At 52.5% G+C, this 22,765-nt stretch carries 15 protein-coding genes; 11 read left to right on the top strand and 4 right to left on the bottom strand.

The genetic code is table 11. The features are described 5' to 3' along the window. Positions 1-104 precede the first annotated feature (104 nt). The 9 genes from ACYVI1_RS25265 to ACYVI1_RS25225 all read left to right on the top strand — a co-directional run bounded on the left by ACYVI1_RS25265 (position 105) and on the right by ACYVI1_RS25225 (position 14,853). Positions 105-3,470, top strand: a complete 3,366-nt coding sequence (locus tag ACYVI1_RS25265; RefSeq protein WP_460913693.1) for a TonB-dependent receptor — start codon at positions 105-107, stop codon at positions 3,468-3,470. A gap of 20 nt (positions 3,471-3,490) precedes the next feature. Then, the gene (locus tag ACYVI1_RS25260) at positions 3,491-4,966 is read left to right on the top strand and encodes a RagB/SusD family nutrient uptake outer membrane protein (RefSeq protein WP_460913692.1); all 1,476 of its coding nucleotides are present in this window, start codon (positions 3,491-3,493) and stop codon (positions 4,964-4,966) included. A 333-nt stretch (positions 4,967-5,299) separates the two neighbouring features. Then, positions 5,300-6,511: a D-mannonate dehydratase ManD gene (gene manD / locus ACYVI1_RS25255; RefSeq protein WP_460913691.1), complete on the top strand. Its 1,212-nt coding sequence runs from the start codon at positions 5,300-5,302 to the stop codon at positions 6,509-6,511. A gap of 2 nt (positions 6,512-6,513) precedes the next feature. Further along, on the top strand, positions 6,514-7,206 hold the full coding sequence (locus ACYVI1_RS25250) for a glycoside hydrolase family 26 protein (protein WP_460913690.1): 693 nt from the start codon (positions 6,514-6,516) through the stop codon (positions 7,204-7,206). 19 nt (positions 7,207-7,225) lie between these two features. Then, the gene (locus tag ACYVI1_RS25245) at positions 7,226-8,695 is read left to right on the top strand and encodes a glycoside hydrolase family protein (protein ID WP_460913689.1); all 1,470 of its coding nucleotides are present in this window, start codon (positions 7,226-7,228) and stop codon (positions 8,693-8,695) included. A gap of 7 nt (positions 8,696-8,702) precedes the next feature. Further along, positions 8,703-12,116 carry a DUF1553 domain-containing protein gene (locus ACYVI1_RS25240; protein ID WP_460913687.1) on the top strand — a complete coding sequence of 1,138 codons (3,414 nt, stop codon included), beginning with the start codon at positions 8,703-8,705 and terminating at the stop codon, positions 12,114-12,116. 82 nt (positions 12,117-12,198) lie between these two features. Continuing rightward, positions 12,199-13,629, top strand: coding sequence for a DUF1501 domain-containing protein (locus ACYVI1_RS25235; protein WP_460913685.1), 1,431 nt, complete (start codon positions 12,199-12,201; stop codon positions 13,627-13,629). Positions 13,630-13,660: 31 nt separating this feature from the next. Continuing rightward, positions 13,661-14,467, top strand: a complete 807-nt coding sequence (locus tag ACYVI1_RS25230) for a hypothetical protein (protein WP_460913683.1) — start codon at positions 13,661-13,663, stop codon at positions 14,465-14,467. A 242-nt stretch (positions 14,468-14,709) separates the two neighbouring features. Further along, entirely contained in the window at positions 14,710-14,853 is a 144-nt protein-coding gene (locus tag ACYVI1_RS25225) for a hypothetical protein (RefSeq protein WP_460913682.1), read from the top strand. A gap of 7 nt (positions 14,854-14,860) precedes the next feature. Here the strand turns inward: ACYVI1_RS25225 and ACYVI1_RS25220 are convergent, their stop codons facing one another. Further along, a complete protein-coding gene (locus ACYVI1_RS25220; RefSeq protein ID WP_460913681.1) occupies positions 14,861-15,037 on the bottom strand; it encodes a hypothetical protein in 177 nt (58 codons plus the stop codon). Positions 15,038-15,287: 250 nt separating this feature from the next. Here ACYVI1_RS25220 and ACYVI1_RS25215 point away from each other — a divergent pair, with 250 nt between their 5' ends. Further along, positions 15,288-16,322 (top strand): phosphotransferase, encoded by a 1,035-nt coding sequence (locus ACYVI1_RS25215; protein WP_460913679.1) that lies wholly within the window; start codon positions 15,288-15,290, stop codon positions 16,320-16,322. A 15-nt stretch (positions 16,323-16,337) separates the two neighbouring features. Here ACYVI1_RS25215 and ACYVI1_RS25210 read toward each other — a convergent pair whose 3' ends face one another. The 3 genes from ACYVI1_RS25210 to ACYVI1_RS25200 all read right to left on the bottom strand — a co-directional run bounded on the left by ACYVI1_RS25210 (position 16,338) and on the right by ACYVI1_RS25200 (position 21,327). Further along, on the bottom strand, positions 16,338-17,333 hold the full coding sequence (locus ACYVI1_RS25210; protein ID WP_460913677.1) for a nucleoside hydrolase: 996 nt from the start codon (positions 17,331-17,333) through the stop codon (positions 16,338-16,340). Between the two features lie 126 nt (positions 17,334-17,459). Continuing rightward, on the bottom strand, positions 17,460-20,474 hold the full coding sequence (locus ACYVI1_RS25205; protein WP_460913675.1) for a TonB-dependent receptor: 3,015 nt from the start codon (positions 20,472-20,474) through the stop codon (positions 17,460-17,462). Positions 20,475-20,640: 166 nt separating this feature from the next. Further along, positions 20,641-21,327, bottom strand: a complete 687-nt coding sequence (locus tag ACYVI1_RS25200; RefSeq protein WP_460913673.1) for a DUF2064 domain-containing protein — start codon at positions 21,325-21,327, stop codon at positions 20,641-20,643. Between the two features lie 424 nt (positions 21,328-21,751). On the opposite strand from ACYVI1_RS25200, the gene ACYVI1_RS25195 reads away from it, so the two are divergent. Beyond that, positions 21,752-22,759, top strand: a complete 1,008-nt coding sequence (locus tag ACYVI1_RS25195) for a glycoside hydrolase family 113 (protein WP_460913672.1) — start codon at positions 21,752-21,754, stop codon at positions 22,757-22,759. Positions 22,760-22,765 lie beyond the last annotated feature (6 nt).

The raw sequence follows: 22,765 nt of genomic DNA, 5'->3' as shown, positions 1-22,765 counted from the left end.
CCAGCATTACCGACCTCAATTGATTTCCCAACGCATCCGTAGCAGAATGTGGGGAATAGTTTTGCTGATTCATTTTCCGGTAAACCCTCAAAACAATCAAAAGTATGAAAAAACTTCGACCACTCGTCCAGGTAGCACTCATGACGATTAAATTCTCCTGCTTTCACCTGTTCCTGGCTATGCTGACCGTTGGGGTAAGTGCCGCCAAAGAAAGCTACGCTCAGGAACTGCTCAGTCGTCCGGTGTCGGTAGTGTTGCAAAATCAGGACCTCCAAACGGTATTGGTCCGAATTGGCAAATCGGCCAACGTTAAATTCAGCTACGAACCGTTGCTGATGAGTGGCAAAGAGAAAGTAACCCTGATTGCCCGCAGTGAGCCGCTTTCTACGGTGTTGGACCGGCTTTTAAAGCCGCTTCAATTGAGCTACGACGTGTCGGGGAAATACATTATTCTGACACCAACGCCCCGGTCTTATGAATTCGGGCCAGAAAAAAAAACTGAAAAGGATACTCCTCCGACTGATATAAACGTAACGGGCAAGGTCTCCGACGAAAACGGCGCGGCTTTGCCGGGGGTTAGCGTCCTGTTGAAAGGCACGCAAAAAGGAACCACCACCAATGGCAACGGGGTGTTTTCGATTGCCGCTCCCGATGCGTCATCTGTTTTGGTTTTTTCGTTTGTCGGCTATCTGTCGGAGGAAGTCGTCATTGGCAATCGCAGTCAGGTTGATGTTTCATTGAAAGTCGACAATAAATCCCTGAATGAAGTCGTCGTGGTGGGTTATGGAACCGTCAAAAAATCGGATATGACCGGTTCTGTATCGTCAATCTCGTCTGACAAATTTGCCGAGCAAAACGTAACCCGTCTCGACCAGGTGTTGCAGGGAAGAGCCTCCGGCGTAGTTGTGACCAATACGGTAGGCGCGCCCGGTGCCGATGTGAAAGTCAGGATAAGGGGGGTCAATTCTGCCCTGGGGAGTAATGAGCCGCTGTATGTGATTGATGGCTTTGTGGGGGCTGATTATAACCTGATTAACCCGAATGATATTGCCTCGTTAGAAGTCCTGAAAGATGCGTCTTCTACGGCTATTTATGGGAGCCGGGGGTCGAACGGGGTGATTATCATCACCACCAAAAGCGGGAAACGGGGTAAAATAAACGTAAACTATCAGGGGCAGTTTTATCAGTCGGAGGTAATCGGTAAACTAAATGTATTGAATGCGGCTGACTTTGCGACCACCGTAAACGACCGGAACCAGGTACTCAAGCTAAACCCGGCCTTTACCCCCGACCAAATCAACACCTTCCGGCAGATGGGCGGGACCAACTGGCAGGACCAGATTTATCGGACCGCCGTTGGCTACGATCATCAGTTGGGTATTTCGGGCGCGACGGATAAGACCTCCTATTTGGTGTCCATGAATTACCTCGACCAGCAGGGTACGGTTCAGAATACGTTTTTCAAGCGATACACCCTGCGGTCCAATCTGGCGACTCAACTGACGGATAAACTGTCGTTTAAGCTGAATTTTTTTGCGGGTCAAACCCAAAATCTCAACACGCAAATCCGTACCGGGTCGTCCAGTAACCCGATTGTTCAGGCATTGGCCTGGGCACCCACTACCCCGATTTATGATGCCAATGGCAATTATACCATCAGCGACCCAGTCAGTTCCGTAAAGGCTAACCCCGTGGCGTTGCTGTACGACCAGGAAAACATCGGACAGAAATCGTTTGCCAATGCCATTGGCGGGCTGACTTACGAGTTTGTCAAAGGGTTATCCTTAAACGTCCAGTATGCGGTCGATTATTTGTCGCTCGACAGCAAAGGGTTTAGCGGCAACTACCTGACTAACTTTTCGCCCAATGCCTCGAAATCGACGGGTCAGCAAATCACATTACAAAGCACCAATTCGCTGTCCTATAATAAGGTTTTCAACGGTATTCACAGCCTCAATGCCGTCGCCGTTTTTGAAACCCAGGCGTTTAAGGGCGACTATTTCAATGCCAGTGCTACGGGCTTAAAATTCCCTGATTTAAAATACGATAATCTGGCCCAGGCGAATGCCTTTAATGCTGGGTCGAGTTTTACAAACACTGGACTCGTTTCGTACCTCGGTCGGGTCAATTATAGCCTGAAAGACCGCTATTTACTCTCGGTGTCGGTTCGTCGCGACGGTTCGTCGAAGTTCTATGGCGACAATAAATACAGCACCTTTCCGGCGGTGGCCGTTGGCTGGAATTTAGCCAATGAGCAGTTTATCCAAAACCTTCGTGTCTTTAGCGCCTTGAAGCTGCGGGGAAGCTGGGGCTTAACCGGAAGTCAGGCCATTGGGGCTTATGCTACCGAATCGGCTTATAATACAGTTATTTATGGGTTCAACAGTACCGCCCTCAGCTCGGGCATTCAGTTAGGAAACCCCGGCAACAAAGACCTGAAATGGGAAACTACGGCGCAACAGGATTTGGGTCTGGAAGTGGGATTGCTGGGCGGACGGGTAAATGTTGAGTTCGATTATTTTGTGAAGAATACCAGAGACCTGCTCTTAAACCGGCCGCTACCGCTCTACGCAGGCGGTGGGGTTATTGCTTCTAATCTGGGTGAGATACAGAACAAGGGCTGGGAGCTTTCGGTGGGGGCCACGGTGTTAAAATCGACTAATCTTAGCTGGAAAAGCGATTTTGTTTTCTCAAACGTACAGAACACCGTTGTGTCGCTGGGTGGCGTGGCGGCCCGTATTTTTTCATCCCCCAACGTTTCGGGAATTGCGGCCCAACCCGAATTTGTGTATGAACCAGGTCAATCGTTAGGGTCGTACTGGGGCTTAAAATACCTCGGCACCTGGAAGCCTTCGGAGGCTGAGGAAGCCCAGAAATATGGCAACAAACCTGGCGACGCGCGTTATCAGGACGTAAATGGCAATAAGGCAATTGGTGCCGAAGACTACCAGATTATTGGGAATGGAATGCCCAAAACGTCGCTGGGCTGGAACAACACGGTTAGCTACCGGGACTTTACGGTTAACTTTTTCTTCCAGGGAATTTTTGGGGTCGATAAGTTAAACTACACCCGCACAATGGCCCTGATGGGAAGCCGGGATACACGTCAGCCTATTCTGGCGGAAATCAACGACCGCTATATTCCGGGTGTCAACGAAACCTCCAATTTCCCGGCCTTCAGCGCGACCAACAAATTTGAGCCTCAATCGACCTTATTCCTGGAAGACGGAAGTTTTGTACGACTCAAAAACGTCAGCCTGTCGTATAAACTACCCAAAACCCTGCTAAAGAACATCGGCGAGTGGAAAGTATCGGGCCGGGCTACCAACCTGCTGACATTTACGAAATATAAAGGCGTTGACCCCGAATCAAGTTCGGTAGGAAGCGGTACAGACATCAATCAGGGTATTGATTATGGCTCTTACCCTAATTCAAAAACCTACACACTGGCCCTATCTGTCACATTTTGAAAACTCTTACCTTGAAAAAGATGAAAAAGTCAATACTATTTACAGGTTGCTTCATTGTCCTGCTCTCGGCAGGGTGCCAGAATTATCTGGAGGAAGATTTAAGGGGAAAAGTGTTAGGCAATTCCGTGTTAGCAACCGAGGCCGGGTTAGAAAGTGCCCTTACGGGTGCCTACAAAGGCTATGCGAACACGTTTGGAGCCGGGTTTATTGCCGGTGGTGCGGCTGATTGTGCTATGGGGGGCGATGATGTAACCTGCCCGGCAACACAGTCGGTTCAGAACGAATTTGAAACCATGAACGTAAGCACGGCCAGCGCGGCATCGACTCCGGTTTACAGAGGTTGCTATAAAACGATTCAGGGTGCCAACAATGTCATTGAAAACTACGCGAATACGAAGGGCGACCTTGCCAAAATAAAAGTGATGGCGGGTGAAGCCTACTTTCTGCGGGCGATGAGTTATTACTGGATGGTGCGGTATTACAAAACCGTTCCCATTTTAACCTCGGCCACGTTCTCCTATGATTTACTGACGGTAAAGCGGAGTTCAACTGCTGAAGTCTATAAACTCATTGAAGCCGACCTCGCTCAGGCCGAAACACTGCTGACTAACGCAAAACGTGCGCTGGGTCGCCCGAATGTGGGTTCAGCAAAAGCCCTGTTGGCCGATGTGTATTTGACAGAAGCCGGATGGCCGCTGAAAGATAATTCGAAGTATGCGATGGCGGCTGCGAAAGCCAAAGAGGTGATTGACAACAAAGCCGCCTACGGCTTTGATTTAGTGCCTTCCTTTGCGGCCCTGTTTGAAAATGACCCGGCCAAAATTGGGAGTGCTGAATTAGTGAAAGAAGAAATTTTCTCGATTACGACCAATAAATCAGATGGAACTTCGGCCAATTCGTTGTTGGGAGCCTATTACCTGCCCGGCGAAATTGGAGGCTGGGACGTAGCCTTTGCCGAACTGAACTTCTTTACCAATTTTCCGGAGGGTGCCAGAAAAGATGCCACGTTTGCGACAACCTATAAAAAATCGGATGGCACCGTGCTTACCTGGGATAAGCTGGCCCTGAAACACCCGTATTACAAAAAGCGGTTTATCAACGCGAATAGTCCGTTGCCTACCTGGGAATCGTCCCTTCCGGTTATTTTAATGCGGTATGCCCATGTTCTGACCATTTATGCTGAAGCCAAAGCCCGCTCCGGTGGCCCCGACCAACTGGCGTATGATGCCATAAATGCCATCCGCAAGCGGGCAGGACTAACGGCATTGGCCGGCCTGTCGGCTACGCAGTTTGCCGATGCAGTTGTACAGGAACGGGCCTGGGAATTTGCGGCTGAAAACAACCGCTTTTTCGACCTGGTTCGGCTGGAATTGGTGAAAGCGGCAAACTCTAACCGGCATCCCTCCGAAACGGCACTTGACCCCAACACAATTGTGGAAGCGGATTATACCTTTCCCTTCCCCAGTACCGAATTTCTAATCAATCCTGATTTGTAGAAATTATCAGGGCAAGCCTGTAGGAATGTAAATCATTTGCCAGTCGATACCCGTCAAATACAATGGGTATTGACTGGCAAATTTCTGATGTGGCGAGTACACCTATCCATCAGGTAGTTGGAGCCTGATGGATTATTGATAAAATTCCGCATACTGAAGATATAGTATTTTATGGCCTTATTCTGTGAAAAACCGTTAATGTTGCTAAAATACCGGATACTCTTGAAAAGATAGCAAATTCATTCACTCGGTCTGCCCGCTACCTTTGCCTTACTAAATCCAAGAGTTTACAGGAAAGTTTATAAACGCTACCTTCCTAAACCCGACCTGCCCGTGATTATCGAAAGCGCGAAAGTGGTTGTCTGTTCACCCGGACGGAATTTCGTTACCCTGCTGATTTATACTGACGAAGGCATTTACGGCCTCGGCGACGCGACCCTCAACGGGCGGGAACTGGCGGTGGTGGCCTACCTCGAAGACCACCTGCTACCCTGCCTCATTGGCCGCAACCCGTTCGACATCGAAGACATCTGGCAGTATGGCTACCGGAGTCCCTACTGGCGACGCGGGCCGGTGACAATGGCGGCTATTGGGGCCATCGACATGGCCTTATGGGACATAAAGGGAAAAGCCCTCAACACGCCCGTTTATAACCTGATGGGTGGCCGGAGCCGTTCTAAAATCCTGGCTTACACCCACGCCAACGGCACAACCATCGGCGATACGCTCGACAAAGTGGCACAGGAAGTGGAGCGTGGCTATCGGGCCATACGGGTGCAGAGCGGGGTGCCGGGGCTGGATTCGGTCTATGGCGTGGCCAAAGGGAAAGAAGCCTACGAACCCGCCATTCGGGGTGGCCTGCCCACCGAAGAAGTCTGGGATACTGCGAAGTACCTGAATTTCGTGCCGAAACTGTTTGCCGACGTTCGTGCTCAGTTTGGCGACGAGCTGCACCTGCTCCACGACAGCCACCACCGCCTGACACCCAACGAAGCGGCTCGCTTAGGCAAAGAACTGGAACCGTTTCACCTGTTCTGGCTCGAAGATACCGTAACGGGCGAATTGCAGGAGGGTTTTCGGCACATTCGGCAGCACACCACCACGCCACTGGCCCTGGGCGAAGTGTTCAACTCGGTGTATGACTGCACCACGCTCCTGACCGAACAACTCATTGATTACCTGCGGATGACCGTCTCGCATGGGGGCGGGCTGACACCCCTGCTCAAGATTGCGGCCTTAGCTGACATTTACCATGTTAAAACGGGCTGTCACGGGGCTACGGATATGTCGCCGGTTTGCCTGGCGGCTGCGCTGCATTTCGACACGGCTATTCACAACTTCGGGATTCAGGAGCATATGCGCCACAACGACCTCACCAACGAGGTATTTCCGCACGACTATTACTTCGAGGACGGGTATCTGTACGTGACCGACAAACCCGGCTTAGGCGTAGACTTCAACGAAGAATTAGCCGCCAATTACCCCTATCAACGGGCTTACCTGCCGGTTAACCGGCTGACTGACGGGACGTTAACAAACTGGTAACGATGCAGACAACCCGAAAAGTAGCCCTCATCACGGGAGGAGCCAAAGGCATTGGCCGGGCCACCGCCGAAATTTTTGTCCGCGAAGGCGTGAACGTGATTATTGTGGATTTGGATGAAGAAGCAGGCCGGGACGTGGAGGATGAACTTCGGTTTCACGAAATGAACGGCTCGTGGTTCTGGTGGGGGGCCAATGATGCTGAAACGCCCACGAATCTGGCTGATTTTAAGCAACTTTGGCAGGATATGCACCAGACGTTTACGTCGATGGGACTCGACAACTTAGTGTGGGTATATGCCGCCAATAATCCGTTCAGTCCTGTCACAAGAGAGGCCGTTCTGACGATGTACCCCGGTGATGCCTATGTAGATGTGGTAGGCATGGATATTTACAAAGCACCCGTTCCCGATTTTACCGAAAACTACAAAATTCTCCAAAAACTCAACAAACCAATTGTTGTTGCGGAATGTGGCGATGATATTGATAATCAGGGCGTAAAGGTGCTGGATGAACTGGAAATCATCAGACAATACCGGGGGAAAGCTGGGTATTTTATGCAGTGGCATTCGTGGACTAATGGAAAACTGAGCCGTCCCGGCGGGCCTGTGAAGGTCAGACGCGCCATCATTGACAATCCGAACGCCAGAGACATGATGAATCACCCATCGGCAGTTACGCTTGATGAGATGCGATAAGCTGTAAATCAGTATAGATATGAAACGTGTTTTCACCCTTTTTCTGGCCGTATGTATCAGCGGAATAACGACCTACGCTCAAACCGTTACACCCCATCCCGTGCCCGAAGAATTCAGGTCGGACTATTATGCCGTAACAGTTAACGGCCAACCCGTATCGGTTTTTCATGCCGGTTTGAATGTCTATTTCGCCAGTTTTGATTTTACGGGCAACGCCAGCGTGACCGTTACAAAAGCGGAAAAGGACAACTATTCGGGACAAACCTCCAACAAAGAAGCCGCACAGCTTAACGAGAAAGGGTATTGGCGGGGGGAGGTGTCTGTCCGTCCGCTTTCCAGAAAAATCAGGCCAATGCTGACTGGCTCAACGGTCGCCTTTTCGCTTTCCGAAGCGGGGCAGTATTCAGTAGAACGCGCCGGAACAGGTAGCTCAACGACAACCGGATTTAAAGATGATGTGATCCTGCTGTTTGCCAATCACCCCGATACCAACGTATCCAATCTGAACGGCCCGAACGTTATTCATCTGAAAGCCGGTATTCATCACCGGAACATTGATTTAGCGAGTGGACAAACGCTGTTGCTGGATGCCGGAGCGGTCTTGTTTGGCGGAATCAATGTCTGGGATGCCAAAAATGTCAGTATCCTGGGGAGGGGAACGGTCGTATATTATGGCCCGCAATCTGAAACCCACGACGATGGCTGGAAGAATCAGAGAAACTGGCATCCGCTTACGACTCATAACGTTCAGGGATTGACTGTCAGTGGGATAACCTTCGTGGGGCGCAGCCGTACCTGGTCGCTGCAAACCCATACCACCTTCGATGCCGTGTTCGATAACATCAAAATACTGGCCGTAAATCCGCAGAATATCAACGGCGATGGCATCGACTGGTACGGGGGCGGACGGGCCAAAGTCCTGAATAGTTTTATCCGCTCGATGGACGATTGTTTTGCGTTTTTCACCCCCGGCAGCAGTCAGGATATGTGGGCTACTACTAAAAACACAGCCGGAGAAGTGACTGATATTACCATCGAGAACTGTGTGCTGTGGACAACGCTGGCCAATGTGTTCCGCATCGGATTTAACGGGCAGGCCCTAACAACCAACAATATTACCATGAAAAATACGGATGTTATTCACATTGGTAAAGGCGATTGGTACGCGCCCTGGTCGCTGTTTTGTATGGTCAGCCCGAACAGCAAAGGGCAGGCAACGCACCGTAATTACCGGATGGAAAACATTCGGTTTGAAGAGCCGACGGCCCTGTTTGGCCTGCAAAACCCGGAGACGACGTTTGAGAATGTGGTGTTGAAAAACATCACGATGACGGGCGAACCCGTGCCGTCGGTGGTCAAAAACAAGACGGGTAATGTAACCTTCGACAATGTGTTATTGAACGGAAAACAGGTTGTTGCTGAAGCCGACTTTCCCATCCGAACGGGCAGCACCCCGATTGATAAAGCAGCGTATCTACCCCTGAAATAACCCCGTTATGAACCACAATCGCCAACTTTTCTGCATTGCCGTCCTCGGTTGTTTGCTGGCCTGGGTATGCCTGGTGTCGTGCCAGAACTCGGTTGAATTACCGGCTGAGATTCTGGCGGTGCAGGACAAACTGCCCGAATCGGTGGATTATAACCTGCACGTGAAGCCGATTATTTCGGATCGCTGTTTCAAATGTCATGGCCCCGACAAGACCAAAATCGAAGCGGGTCTGCAATTAGCCAACTTCGAGGGAGCTACCCAAACCCTCAAAAGCGGGGCGGTTGCCATTGCACCTGGTAACGTCAGTAAGAGCGAACTGATTAAGCGCATTCTGAGCCACGACCCGGAGGAAGTGATGCCCACGCCCAAATCGAACCTGACGCTGACCAACGAAGAAAAAGCGATCCTGATTAAGTGGATCGAACAGGGCGCGGAATACAAAGAACACTGGTCCATTTCGCCCATTCAAAAACCCCACGTACCCCGGATTGGCAATAGCTGGCTGGCCCGCTGGGGCCTTGCCGACGACGAACAGACGCGCTGGATCAGAAACGATATTGATCGGTTCACGCTCGCCAAAATGAATGACGGTCCGGCGTTCCGGCGCGGCCTGAAACCCGCTCCCGAAGCCGACAAAACAACCCTGCTCCGGCGGGTGTATATGGACTTGACGGGCCTGCCGCCAACCCCCGCCGAAGTTGCCCAGTTCCAGCACGATACCCGGCCCGATGCCTATGAGCGCGTGGTTGACAAGCTGCTGAACGGGTCGCATTTTGGGGAGCAACAGGCCATTAGCTGGCTCGATGTGGCCCGCTTCGCCGATTCGCAGGGCTACCAGGACGACCCCATGCGAAACGCCTGGCCCTACCGCGACTGGGTCATTCGGGCCTTCAACCAGAACAAGCCATTCAATGAGTTCATTACCGAACAGTTGGCGGGTGATTTACTGGCCGACCCAGTTTCTCCGGCGGTTCGGCGCGACCGGCTGGTGGCTACATCGTTTAACCGGCAACACGCGCAGAGTGGCGAAAACGGCATTGTTCCCGAAGAATACCGGATTGAATACGTGGCCGACCGGACCAATACATTCGGCAAAGCCATGCTCGGCCTGACGGTGGAGTGCGCCCGCTGCCACGACCATAAATACGACCCCATTTTACAGAAGGATTACTATTCGCTATTCGCGTTTTTCAACCAGAACAAGGAAGCCGGGCAGATCACCCACAATGGTGAAGCCTGCCCAACGGTGATGCTGCCCGACCCAAACGTGGAGCAGCAACTCCGCTATATCCAGGCCAAAATCAAGACGCTTGAACCGAAGCTGCACCCGGAAACCTACCGCCAATCGTTTGCTGCCTGGGCTGTCAACCCCAAACCCACGCCGACGCTGACGCAGGGTTTGCTGGTGCATCTGCCGTTTGATGGCGACAGTACCAAAACCTATCGCAATGCTGCTATACCGACCTACGAAGCCTTTGTGAGTGGCGACAAAGAGCGCAGCCCCTTGCCAACCGCCGGTAAATTTGGCAACGGGCTGTTGTTGCAGGGCGATTGCGGTATCGGCGTGGCCCTGGCGGGTGTTGACCGCGTAAACGGGAAGTTGCAGGAACCCAAAAAGCGATTTGGCAAGGGGCTGAATTTTGAACGCCATCAGCCGTTTTCGGTCAGCCTATGGATGAATATCCATCAAGAGGGCGTGGAAGGGGCTATTTTTCGCCGGTCGAACTACGAAAACGAAGGCTACCGGGGCTATGGCGTGAATCTGAACCCCGACCGGACACTGCGCGTGCTGCTCAGTTACGTCTGGCCCGCCAACTGCATCGAACTCCGCACCACCCGGAAATTGCCGCTCCGGTCGTGGCAACATATCACGCTGACCTACAACGGCAATGGAAAAGCCAACGGCGTTCGGCTGTTCATCAACGGCCAACCGGCGGCCTGCCAGCTCATCACTGACAACCTGACCAAAGGCTTGCTGCACGGGCCGCACGGCACCAACAAATCGAACAAACTGCCCATATTTGAGATCGGCAATGAGGAGCGCGAAAAAACGCTGCGTCAGGTCAGCGTGGACGAATTGCGGATTTATAATCGTCAACTCTCCGCGCTCGAAGTGCAGTCGCTGACCCGCGCCACCGATGCAGTTTCGGGCCTGCTGGCCCTGCCTGTTCAACCGGTACGTCGGCGCGGGCGTTCGCCCGGTCAGCAACAACTGCTTTTGGAACACTACACCCTGACCACCGACCCCACGTTTGCCGCCCAAAACCAACAGGCAATGTCGCTGCGCGGTCAGGAAGCGGCTCTGCTACACGACATTCCCGAAGTGATGTCCATGCAGGAACTACCCGCCAGTCAAAGCCGAAAATCATTCATTCTGAAGCGGGGCGTTTTTGATGCGCCCGGCGCGGAAGTTCAGCCCGAAACGATTCTGAAATTGGGCAAGCTGCCATCCGATTACCCCCGCAACCGGCTGGGGCTGGCCCGCTGGTTGCTCGACGAATCGAATCCGTTGTTTGCGCGGGTGATGGTCAACCGATTCTGGCAGCAGTATTTCGGCAACGGCCTCGTGAAAACGCAGGAAGACTTTGGCAATCAGGGTGAACTGCCGTCCCACCCCGAATTGCTCGACTGGCTGGCGGTGCAGTTTCGGACAGAAGGCGGCCCGTCGCACGGCTGGAACGTAAAAGCCTTCATTCGTCGGATGGTATTATCGGCCACGTACCGGCAGTCATCCAAAGCCACAAAGGAGCAGATTGAAGCCGATCCCGACAATAAGTGGCTGGCGCGGGGGGCGAGTTACCGCTATACCGCCGAACAGGTTCGGGACAATGCGCTGGCGGCCAGTGGGTTGCTGGTCAGGCAAATTGGCGGGCCGAGCGTGTATCCGTATCAGCCAGCCGGTATTTGGGAGGCTCTGGCTACCCGCAACACCATCACGTACCGCCAACAGCACGGCGACAGTTTATACCGACGCAGTATGTACACGATTTGGAAACGAACCTCACCACCGCCCATGATGCTCAACTTCGACGCGCCCGACCGGGCCTTGTGTACGGTACGCCGACAGAAAACGGCCACCCCGCTTCAGGCGTTGGTGACGCTGAATGACCCGCAGTTTGTGGAAGCCGCCCGCGTATTGGCCGAACGAACTATGAAGCGCATGGCATCGGCCAGCGAACGAATTACCTACTTTTTTCAGGCGGCTCTATCGCGCGCGCCAAGACCAGCCGAACTGGCTCTGCTTCAGCAACTTTACCAAACCGAACACGCCGGTTTTGCGAAGGACAAAAAACGGGCGGAAGCCCTGCTGCAAACCGGCGAATTCCCCCGAGACCCGTCGCTGAACCCGGTTGACCTGGCAGCTTATACGGTGGTGGCCACTACACTATTGAATTACGACGAAGCACTTGTAAAACGCTGATTTGGGATGTTGGATATGGGATTTCGGATTAGCTCCGCATTCCATAAATCCATATCCAACATCCCAAATCCGACATCTCATTATGGACCAACTACACGATCAGTTTAGCCGACGCAATTTTCTGGGTCAGGCTGGTTTAGGCATCGGGGCGGCCGCGCTGGCTTCGCTGTTGCCCGGCGTTGCCAACGCAGCCGAACAGCCCAAATCCCTGGGCGGGCCGCACTTCGCGCCCAAAGTGAAGCGGGTAATTTACCTGTTTCAGAGTGGCGCACCCTCGCAATTAGAAACGTTTGATTACAAGCCCCGACTCGAAGCCATGTGGGGCCAGAACCTGCCCGAGTCGGTGCGGAACGGACAGCGGCTCACGGGTATGAGTGCCGGACAAAGTTCGTTTCCGCTGGCGGCTTCGGTCTATAAATTTGCCCAGCATGGCCGCAGCCGGGCGTGGGTGAGCGACCTGTTGCCGCACCACACCAAGATTGTGGATGAGGTGACGTTTATCAAATCCATGTTCACCGAACACATCAACCACGACCCGGCGGTGACGTTTATCCAGACGGGTAACCAGATTGGCGGAAGGCCTTCGATGGGGTCGTGGATGAGTTACGGGCTGGGGTCGGAAAACAAAAACCTGCCCGCGTTTGTGGTACTGCTGAGTAAAGGACGCTCCGGCGACCAGCCGCTGTACGCCAAGCTGTGGAGCAACGGGTTTATTCCGTCCACGCATCAGGGCGTGGTGTTCCGCTCCGGGCCGGACCCGATTTTCTACCTCAACAACCCGACGGGCATCGACAAAACCTCGCGCCGGAATATGCTCAACACGCTGGCGAAACTGAGCGAAGACCAGTATCGCCACGTACTCGACCCCGAAATCAATAACCGGGTGCAGCAGTACGAAATGGCCTACCGGATGCAGGCTTCGGTTCCCGAAACACTCGACATTGCCCATGAGCCGGATTATATTTTTGATATGTACGGTCCTGAAAGCCGCCAACCCGGTACGTTTGCCGCCAACTGTCTGCTGGCGAGAAAATTAGCTGAAAAAGACGTTCGGTTCATTCAGTTGTACCATCAGGGATGGGATCAGCACGGCAACCTGCCGAAAGACATCAAAACGATGGCGCAGTCGGTCGATCAGGCTTCGGCGGCATTGGTGCAGGATTTGAAACAGCGCGGTTTATTGGACGATACGCTCGTGATCTGGGGCGGGGAGTTTGGCCGGGGGGCCTATTCGCAGGGCAAGCTGACCAAAGACAATTATGGCCGCGACCATCACCCGCGCTGCTTCACGGTCTGGCTGGCGGGGGGCGGTATCAAAAAGGGGTTCACACTGGGCCAGACCGACGATTTCAGCTACAACATCACCAAAGACCCGGTCCACGTGCATGACCTTCAGGCCACGATTTTGCACCTGTTGGGCCTCGACCATGAGCAGCTTACGTTCAAATTTCAGGGTCGCCGGTATCGCCTGACCGACGTAGCGGGCAAGGTCGTAAAACCGATTCTGGCCTGATTCGCTGACTTAAACAACACATACCAGCACAATGAAAAACAGACTCTGTCGCCTGATTTTGGGTGGTCTTTGCGCCCTGGTGACGCTGGCAACCTGCCAAAAAAGCAGCGATATCTCTGTTACACCAACTCCTACGCCAACATCCGTTGTTGATCCGACACTGGTGTTCAACTCCGGCTTTGAGGGCAGCACCCAGATTTCGGCCAACACCACGCTTCAGTATGACCAGATTACAGGCATTGACAACACGCTGACCACCGCCAATGATTGGGTAAACAGCCTGCAGAACAAAAACGGGTTTGGCGGCTGGCGATTGTATTACGAACAGGGAACAATCGCCCAGCGATTCGCTAAACTGGTAGCTGACCCCACCAATGCCACCAATAAAGTCCTGCAATTCGGTATTCTGCAACCGCACATCACGCTGGCTTCCGGCGAGGTAAAAGCGCGGGTACAGGTGGAGCAATATGGCGGCACAGGTGTAAAAGAATTCTACCAGTCCGTGCGGCTGTTTTTACCCAAGGATTTTGACAAGTTCAGTACTGGCACTGTGCCGGGCAGTGGCAACTGGATAACGCTGTTTGAATACTGGAACAATGCGGGCTGGGTAACGAACGCGGCCTGGCCGTTTCGGATTTCGGTCAATCTGGACAAAGTGGCCCCCAACGCCACGTCTCCCCTTCGTTTTGCCATTCATGGGCAAACGCTCGACGCAGCATCCGGCGAATACACCACCGTCTGGGAAGGCACAAACACAACCGTTACAGTTCCTACCGGCAACTGGATGACCGTCGAGACGTATTTTAAAGAGGGTAAAGGTACGTCGGGCCGATATTAGCTTAGCCATCACCGCACCGGCGGACCGGCCCGACGGCGGCACTTAAACAGACGCTGGGCGGTTTGTTAACCGCGCTATGACTTCGCTATGGAGTTTCGATACGCAAAAGCCGATGCTGTCGTTTTCGACCATGGGTTGCCCGAAATGGGACTTAGACATCATTTTAAAAACGGCGGTGTCGGCTGCTTATTAGGGTTGAATTTCGGGGATTGCATGGTGAGCTGGACCTTACCAAAAGTCCGGTGTTCAGCACGTTGGCCCGTGCTGCCGACACCCTCGACCGGTTCAAAACGGTACTGCTCGAATCAAACGGCGAACTCACCCAGAGCAATTTGTTTACGCGCATCATGCAGGCTGTCGAACACCCGAATGTGGGCCTGATCTGAGACATTTTCAATATGTGGGCCGATACGGAGAATTGCGCGCTACGGTGTACGGGATGATGCCGAAATAACATTCGGCATCATCCACGTGAAAGATGCCCGGATCGTGGTGGGCAAGCATCAGTATGTGCTGCTGGGCAACGGGTGACTCGTTGAGTAGGCGGGGAGCCTGTACGGATATAAACACAGGTTAGATGCGTAAAGAAAACGCGATGCAACCTTCATAAGAAGCCTGAGCAGAAGTTATCGAGCTATTTTTGCCTGAAGGAAACGGAGCAGTACTATTGGCCAATATTCACTATATTACTGTATTATACTTGTTTGAAAATTGTCAGGTTTTTTGAATGAAACAACTTCTTATTGGTCGCATTCACGTATCGGATTACTCTGTTTCAATTTGTTTAACTTAAGTAACATATTTACTATCAATCATTAGCATGACACCCAATCAACAGTTTGCAACGCTTTATCCGAACGCATTTTTTCTTGAAGAAACCCTTACTCCCAATTTAGTTCAATTGCTAATCAGGCAGCAGTGGATACAGCCGGATGAAACCGTTCACTCGGTGCAAAAGCCGGGGGAGGGGAATATGAATGTAGTGGTTCGGGTATGTACGGATCGCCAGACGTTTATTCTCAAACAGGCCCGGCCCTGGGTACAGAAATACCCGCAGGTACCTGCTCCGATGGAGCGAATTGGCGTAGAAGCTCAGTTTTACCAACTTATTTCGGAAAATAGCCTGCTTTCCCGGTTCGCTCCCAAATTAATTGGCTTTGATTCAGACAACTTTTTGCTGGCTTTGGAGGATTTGGGCGATGGAACCGATTTTGCGTTTCTGTATCAGCCCGGCCAGACGCTGGCCACAGGTGATGTTAAGTCGCTGATGCAGTTTCTGTCTGCGCTCCATACCCTTCGGGTCAGCGACGAATCGCCGGTTTTTCCGGAAAATCGGGCCATGCGTCTGCTTAATCATGAGCATATTTTTAATTTCCCATTCCGGTCTGACACTGGTTTTGACCTGGATTCGGTGCAGCCCGGACTACAATCGCTTTCGTTGCCGTATAAAAGCAATGCCGACCTGAAAAAGAAGATTTCTCAGTTGGGTGAGGTCTATCTGCAACCGGGTCCTGCGCTGATTCATGGCGATTACTACCCCGGTAGCTGGCTAAACGTGCCAACTGGCCTTAAAATTATTGACCCGGAATTTGGCTTTTTCGGGCAGCCCGAATTTGACCTCGGCGTGATGGTGGCGCATCTGAAACTGGCCCAGCAGAGTGAGTCGGTGCAACAGCAGGCACTGAATCAGTATCAGGCAACGGCTGATATTGAGCCAGCCCTGCTTCGCGCTTTTACGGGTGTTGAACTACTACGACGACTCATTGGGCTGGCTCAACTTCCGCTCTCGCTCGATTTAGCGCAGAAAAAATTGCTCATAGAAGAAGCTGCGGGGCTGATTCTGGAAGCTGTCTGAAAACCCACAACTCCCCTATCTTTTAAGTGACTCGATAACGATTTCCTCAAAACCGGGCAGGGTTTTATAGGCGTAAACGGCCCGCCAGCGGGTGTCTTTATAATCGTAGGAAACTTCCAGAAATGGTTTCTCCTTGCGATTGGCTAATTGGCCAATGGTTGCGTCGTTGGGCTTGATGTTGATACGTACCGGAATGTCGCGGTAATACTTGAAGAACTGGGGATGCGTCAGGTAGCCGAGGGGTGTCGTATCGTAGGGGATAAATCCTTCAACGCCGAACAGGGTTTGAGCACGCTCCTGCCAGGGACGCAATTGGGCATACAGCCATTTATCGCCCTCATTCGCCGACGTTGCCAGAAAGTCGATGTCAGTTTTGCCTAATAACGTATAGGCGCTGCACTCAAACCCCGATAGCACCACCCGGATACCCGCATCGAACAGAACCCGGAACGCGTCGGGGTCACGCTCGAAATTGTAATCACCAACGGTCACTTTTTCCAGCCCCGGCCGGAACGGAAATCCTGGTGTGCGGCCCGCACAGACTACTACTTCGTCGATTTGCGGAATCAATTCTGGATGGTTCTTCACCACCGTTGCCACATTGGTCACCGGTCCAAGTGCCAGAATGGTCAGTTTCTCTTTCCGAAGTGCGTCGGCCAGCGCCTTTGTTGCTTCGTTTTCCACGCCGGTATCCTGGGCGGTATTCGAGCCTTTGTAAACGGGAATTTTCCTGCCCGCCTTGCCGGACGCGGCCCGGTCATACCAGCCCAGAATTTTCTGGGTAACATCGTAGCCGTAATCTACGTTGGTAACGATGCTGATACCGGCCATCTCTACTTTATCGGTCTGTCGCAGGGCCATAATCAGGGTCACTCCGTCGTCCACTTCGCGGGGCGCACGCTCGGGCAGGCCAATCATAATGTCCGTATCGAACCAGATGCGTTTGGGCTTAGCGGGTTGCTGAGCGAGAAGGCTAATAGGAAAGAGAAGAAAAATGAAGAGATGTTTCATTATTTTGATTGAAAAACTGCTTAAACACGGAGAACACGGAGTTTTTTTACACAGAGAACATGAAGAAATGGGCGTACAACTCTGTGGTCTTTGTGCAAAAGACTCCGTGTTCTCTGTGTTTAAAACCTAAAAAACATACCGGGCACCAAACTGAAACTGACGGGGTGGAGCCGCTGAACGAACGGTAATGCCTGAGCCACGGGCCCCAAGCTGAAACTGATTTGACGAGCCACGTACCACATTATAGCCCGATATATTTTGCGTATTGAGCAGATTATATATGTCGGCTGACAATTCGAGTCGGGGCCGACCAAACAATTGCACAGTGTATTTGACGGATATATCGACCGTTTTGGCCCAGGGTAGCCGGTCGTTGTTACGGGTTTCGCCGGGCTGAATATCCGACGGTAAACTGTAACTCTCACTATCGCCGTTCAAATCGGTTACGCCCCCAAATTGTTTCGCATCGGCTACCCGCGTAATGGGCAAGCCGCTCTGGAGCAATACGGTGGGTGTAATGACCAAATTTCGGAAGGGATAGTAATAGAAAATTCCCGAAAACACATGCCGACGGTCGTTGTCATCGAAGACGTACTCAGCCACATAGTTGTTGGAATCCTGTGCGCGGGTATTAACACCCGTCGTGTTACTCTTAATTACCGACAGGTTGTAGCCTAAGCGATACGCGTATTTATCGGCCCCTTTCAATTTCTGAAATACGAAGTTAGCCGCCCAGTACCGGGCATACCCATCGGTACGGGTCTCGAAGACATTGCGGGAAATACCGCGCAGGGTATCACTTCCATTCACTAAGGCATACGCCCCTCGCTTGTCCTGCCGAATCGGGATTGGGCGCGTTAAATCGGCCTGGGCTACGGTGCGTACTTTGGCATCGGTTGCACTCGTGAGGGGATACGGCGACGGGGCATTGAGGTTATAAATATAATATAAATCGTTCGTTGCCACATGGACTAAATCAACCGAAAACAGCGTATTCGCGGTTGGTTTGTGTTGAAAGCCGAGCGAAAACTGGTGTGAATACGGGTTCTGAAAGCCATCGGGGTTCATAATCCGAAAGTTGTTGCTGAACTGCTGGTCGCGCCGGGGCTGGAGTTGGGCTGACGTCGGCCCGTTCAGGTACGTTACCGGCGTGGTGGCGCGGGCGTTGAGGTTTCCGGCGAAGGTAATCCGGTCCAGGTCAGCCGATTGGGGCAGGAGATTCAGCCGTTTCAGTTCGGTCAGTTCTTTCCTGAAATCAGCCCCGTTATTGCTGAATTGCAGGTTGTCGCTGTACACCGTGTACTTAATCTTGTCGTAGAACATGCCGTAACCACCCCGAATCACCGTGCGGTCATTTAGCTGGTAGTTGACAGCTACGCGCGGGGCGATGTTGTTGAAGTCGCCCTTCGTTCCGCCCCCTTTACTCAAATTGTCATAATCGTAGCGTAGCCCGAACGTCAGGTTCAGATTTGGCCGCGCGGCCCAGAGGTCTTCGGCATAAAGGCTAACGACATTCTGACGCTTGCCAAACGTGGTGGGGCGCAGTTCAACATCATACGTCCGCACCTGCACGTTGCCCGGAATGTCATTGACATTAAGTGCCGAACCAATGTTGCGGGTTTTGAGCGCATCGAGCTGGGCCTGCGTTAATTGTACATCGTAGGTGCCGTAGGCATTCGCCCCGCCCAATAGCGCATAGTCGGACGTGATGAACTCGGCACCGGCTTTAAACGTGTGGTCGCCCCGGCGGAGGGTAAACTTCTGCTGAATCTGGTCGGTGTTCTCGATGTCGTCAAAAATGGCCCCGCTCTGGCCAATGGTCGCAATGGGCACCCCGTCGGGGCCGCGTACCGTTGCCGATGGATTGGCGGGGTTGACTGGTTCGCGGTAATTCCAGCGGTAGCGTGAGTGCTGGTAATTGGTTTCACCCGTTATCTCCGTGCCGAGTACATAGGCATTTTTTAGCGAAATCAGGTAGGTGCGGTCTTTTTGCGCTGCGGCCGCTGACGGAAACAAAATACCCCCTTCCAGCCCACCGCCCTGCCGTTCGATGTCGAAACTGCCAATGTTAGCCCGCAACGTTGTCTTAAACCGACCGCTCCAAACCTGGTCCAGCTTACCCGATATATACGAGAAATGGTTGTGGCCCGTCACGATTTCATTGACTCCCAGCGATGGCACCACCAAGCGGTTGTCTTTTCGGTCGAAGGTCTGCTCCACATCGACGTAGAAAAACGTTTTGTCTTTTTTGAGTGCTCCGCCCAGAGCAAACCCAAGCTGGTGTCGCTGGAAACCATCTTTAACCGAATTGCCCGACAAATCATTCGTCGCAAAATTCGATGGACTGTCAATCGCCGAACCCGGACGGGTCAGGTAATACGCTTCGCCCGTGAGCTGATTCGAGCCGGAACGGGTCGTCACATTGATAACCCCGTTGCTGGTGTTGCCAAACTCGACCGAATAGTTATTGGTATACACCGTAATGCCCTCGGCAAAGCCCACGGGCGTGTTGAATTTCATATTCCCCAGAAACCGCTCGTTGTTATCCATGCCGTCGATGAGGTAATTGGTATAAATGCCATTCAGGCCGTTGATAGCTACATTAGGCGCTTCGGCATAGCCCTGTGTGGCCAGTGTCAGGTTCGGCAGACGATAGAGCGCCCGCGTGATGTCGCGGCCTTCGAGAGGCAATGCCTGTAGTTCACGCTTCGACACTAAGGCCGATACCTCGGCGTTCTGATTGTTCAGCCGGGCCAGTCGCCGGTCATTGATGACCACCTCTTCAAGCGTGCTTTCGCGACGGAGCGGCAACTCCAGCGTAACGGTAGTAATAGCACCGGACTTTATCGGAATGTCTGCTACTTCTTCTTCCGTATAATTGGCACTCTGACGGGTAAAGACCCGGTAGCGTCCTAACGCGGACACAGCACGAAACAACGCTTTCCCCTGAGCATTGGTCTGGACGGAATCGAGCGTTCGGCTGGTTGTATTCTGGAGGTAAACGACGGTGCCCGCAACGGGTCGGCGCAGCAACAGGTCCGTTACGGTCACTTCAAGTTGCTGGCTACCTGCGTTTTGGGCAGCGACCTGAAAGTTGACTAAGACACTGCTGATAAAAAGTGAAAAGAAAAGATATTTCATAGATAAACGGGGTTGTATTTGATTGGCAGAATGGCACAAAAGCCTCACACCCTCCCGGAATGGGAAAGATGGTAGACATAAATGAAAAGCTGGTTTTGAGTAAAAGGAGTACTTCCCAGCCGCGCTGTGACAGTTTTTAGCAATACGGCAGAAACAACGGGGAGTTTTAGGCGGCAGGGGGTGCGCGGTCAGCAATACGCTTTTGAAAGAGTAAAGCAGGCTCCGCAGGAAGCCAGAAAACGGGGGGCGGAATAACCGAAAGCAGCGCCTGCCGAATGGTCATCAATAGTCGGCTGGCTATCTGACCAACCCAGCGAACGGCTGTTGCATCGACGCGCTGATTGATGTCGGCCCGAACGGGTAAATCGGTGAGGGTAATGCTTTGCGACCCAAAATAACTACGCAGCGCGTCGGCGACATGCTCGGTTTGCCAGGGCAGTTGCGCTAACGCCTGACCATCGAACTGCGCCCGGTTGAAACCGATAATGTAGACTCCACCCCGCTTGTCGGCTCCAATGGGCGATTTGTTGTCCGACAAGGCTCTGGCTGCCCGGCGCAAATCCGTGACCGACAAATCAGGACAGTCGTTGCCAATGCAGATGATTCGCTCGTAACCCTGGGCAAACGCCACCGATAACGCGGTGCTGAGTTGTTGGCCAAACGTGCCCTGATGATTGATTAGTCCGTGAGAAACCAGTAACGGCAATCCACTGGCCTGTACTTTCGCCTTCGTCAGTGCCCGCATAGCCCGCCAGAGGGCTACCGATTTTCGGGATACCCGTTTGCGACTCGCTTCGATAGAATCGGGTAAGGCGAAAAGCAGGACAGCCGTATTCGTTTTGGGCAACTGCATAACTAAACGGGAACTGGAAATTTATACCAATTGATTGCACCAACCGGCTAACAGACTACGTGTATGTTCGGCAACCTACGACTTTGTTGCTGACATCAGCATATACGCAAAGCCTGTATAAACAGATTTTAGGGCAATAGCGTAAGATAAGGAGTTGTTCCCGCAAATTTTGCTGTGGTGTCAGGTTCTTAAACCTGACACTCAGGAGGTTTCTTAAAACTTCATGAGTGTCCGTAAATGAGGTTTTAAGAAACCTCCCGTGTCGGATTTAAGAATCCGACACCACAGAAAAGAGTCGGACACCACAGAAACACCATTGAAGTCAGGCTACATTCGTTGATTCTGAACAACTTCGATGAGTATTCCCGCAAATTTGATGAGCTATTTTGTTACTTTGTTAACTTCCTGTTTTTAATGAACGACGATGATGCCTCTGCTACATTTTCTTTGGCTGCTGTTCGCTCTGGACGGTTCCGATTCAGCCCAGAGCACGAAAATCAACGGGGTGAATTTCGTAGCGCCCGTTAAGGCCGTACCCGAATCCTGCATGAAGTCGCTCAAAAGTGTCAATGCCGGATGGATAGCCCTCAATCCCTATGCGTTCTGTCGAAAGGGTCAACCCGACGTGACCTATAACGTTGGCCACCAATGGTGGGGCGAACGGCCGGAGGGTATAAAAGCCTGTATTCAGTATGCCCATCAACACGGTATGAAGGTGCTGCTAAAACCCCACGTCTGGGTAGAGGGCCAGGGCTGGGCGGGCGATTTTACACTGGATGATGAAACAGCCTGGCAGCGCTGGGAGCAAACGTACTCGCAATACATCCTGGCTATGGCCGATTTGTGTAAGGCTACCGGCGCGGATATGCTGTGCATCGGCACCGAATTTCGACAGGCTACCAAACAACGACCTGCTTTCTGGAAACAACTCATTCGGCAGGTGCGCAGCCGGTATGCCGGTCCGCTGACCTATGCGGCCAACTGGGATGAATATGAAACGGTGTCTTTCTGGCCGCTGCTCGATTACATTGGTGTCGATGCGTATTTCCCGTTATCCGAAAGCCAGACACCCACCGTAGCCGAACTAAAAACGGCCTGGCAGAAACCAGTAAAACAATTACAAACCTTCTCTCAACGACACAAAAAGTCCATCTTGTTTACGGAGTACGGCTACCGTAGTGTAGACCGAACGGCGGGTAAACAGTGGGAACTGCCGGATAGCTGGCACCATAAATCGCCCGTGAACCTGACTGCTCAAAGTAACGCCTATGCGGCTCTGTACCAATCAGTTTGGCAGCAGCCCTGGTTTGGCGGGGGCTTTTTATGGAAATGGACCGAGGACTACGCAACGGCGGGAGGCCCGCAAAACGATGATTACACGCCCCAACGCAAACCCGTGGAAACCCTCATCCGGCAGCAATACAGCCACTAACGACCT

This window comes from Spirosoma areae (assembly GCF_054781775.1).
The sequence above is the reverse complement of the archived record's forward strand: the minus strand, read 5'-3'. Positions and strand labels throughout refer to the sequence as shown.

Coding starts and splice junctions, on each gene's coding strand:
- ACYVI1_RS25240 (WP_460913687.1), top strand. CDS start 8,703: ATGAACCACAATCGCCAACTTTTCTGCATTGCCGTCCTCGGTTGTTTG.
- ACYVI1_RS25215 (WP_460913679.1), top strand. CDS start 15,288: ATGACACCCAATCAACAGTTTGCAACGCTTTATCCGAACGCATTTTTT.
- ACYVI1_RS25250 (WP_460913690.1), top strand. CDS start 6,514: ATGCAGACAACCCGAAAAGTAGCCCTCATCACGGGAGGAGCCAAAGGC.
- ACYVI1_RS25200 (WP_460913673.1), bottom strand. CDS start 21,327: ATGCAGTTGCCCAAAACGAATACGGCTGTCCTGCTTTTCGCCTTACCC.
- ACYVI1_RS25265 (WP_460913693.1), top strand. CDS start 105: ATGAAAAAACTTCGACCACTCGTCCAGGTAGCACTCATGACGATTAAA.
- ACYVI1_RS25235 (WP_460913685.1), top strand. CDS start 12,199: ATGGACCAACTACACGATCAGTTTAGCCGACGCAATTTTCTGGGTCAG.
- ACYVI1_RS25205 (WP_460913675.1), bottom strand. CDS start 20,474: ATGAAATATCTTTTCTTTTCACTTTTTATCAGCAGTGTCTTAGTCAAC.
- ACYVI1_RS25260 (WP_460913692.1), top strand. CDS start 3,491: ATGAAAAAGTCAATACTATTTACAGGTTGCTTCATTGTCCTGCTCTCG.
- ACYVI1_RS25230 (WP_460913683.1), top strand. CDS start 13,661: ATGAAAAACAGACTCTGTCGCCTGATTTTGGGTGGTCTTTGCGCCCTG.
- ACYVI1_RS25245 (WP_460913689.1), top strand. CDS start 7,226: ATGAAACGTGTTTTCACCCTTTTTCTGGCCGTATGTATCAGCGGAATA.
- ACYVI1_RS25195 (WP_460913672.1), top strand. CDS start 21,752: ATGATGCCTCTGCTACATTTTCTTTGGCTGCTGTTCGCTCTGGACGGT.
- ACYVI1_RS25210 (WP_460913677.1), bottom strand. CDS start 17,333: ATGAAACATCTCTTCATTTTTCTTCTCTTTCCTATTAGCCTTCTCGCT.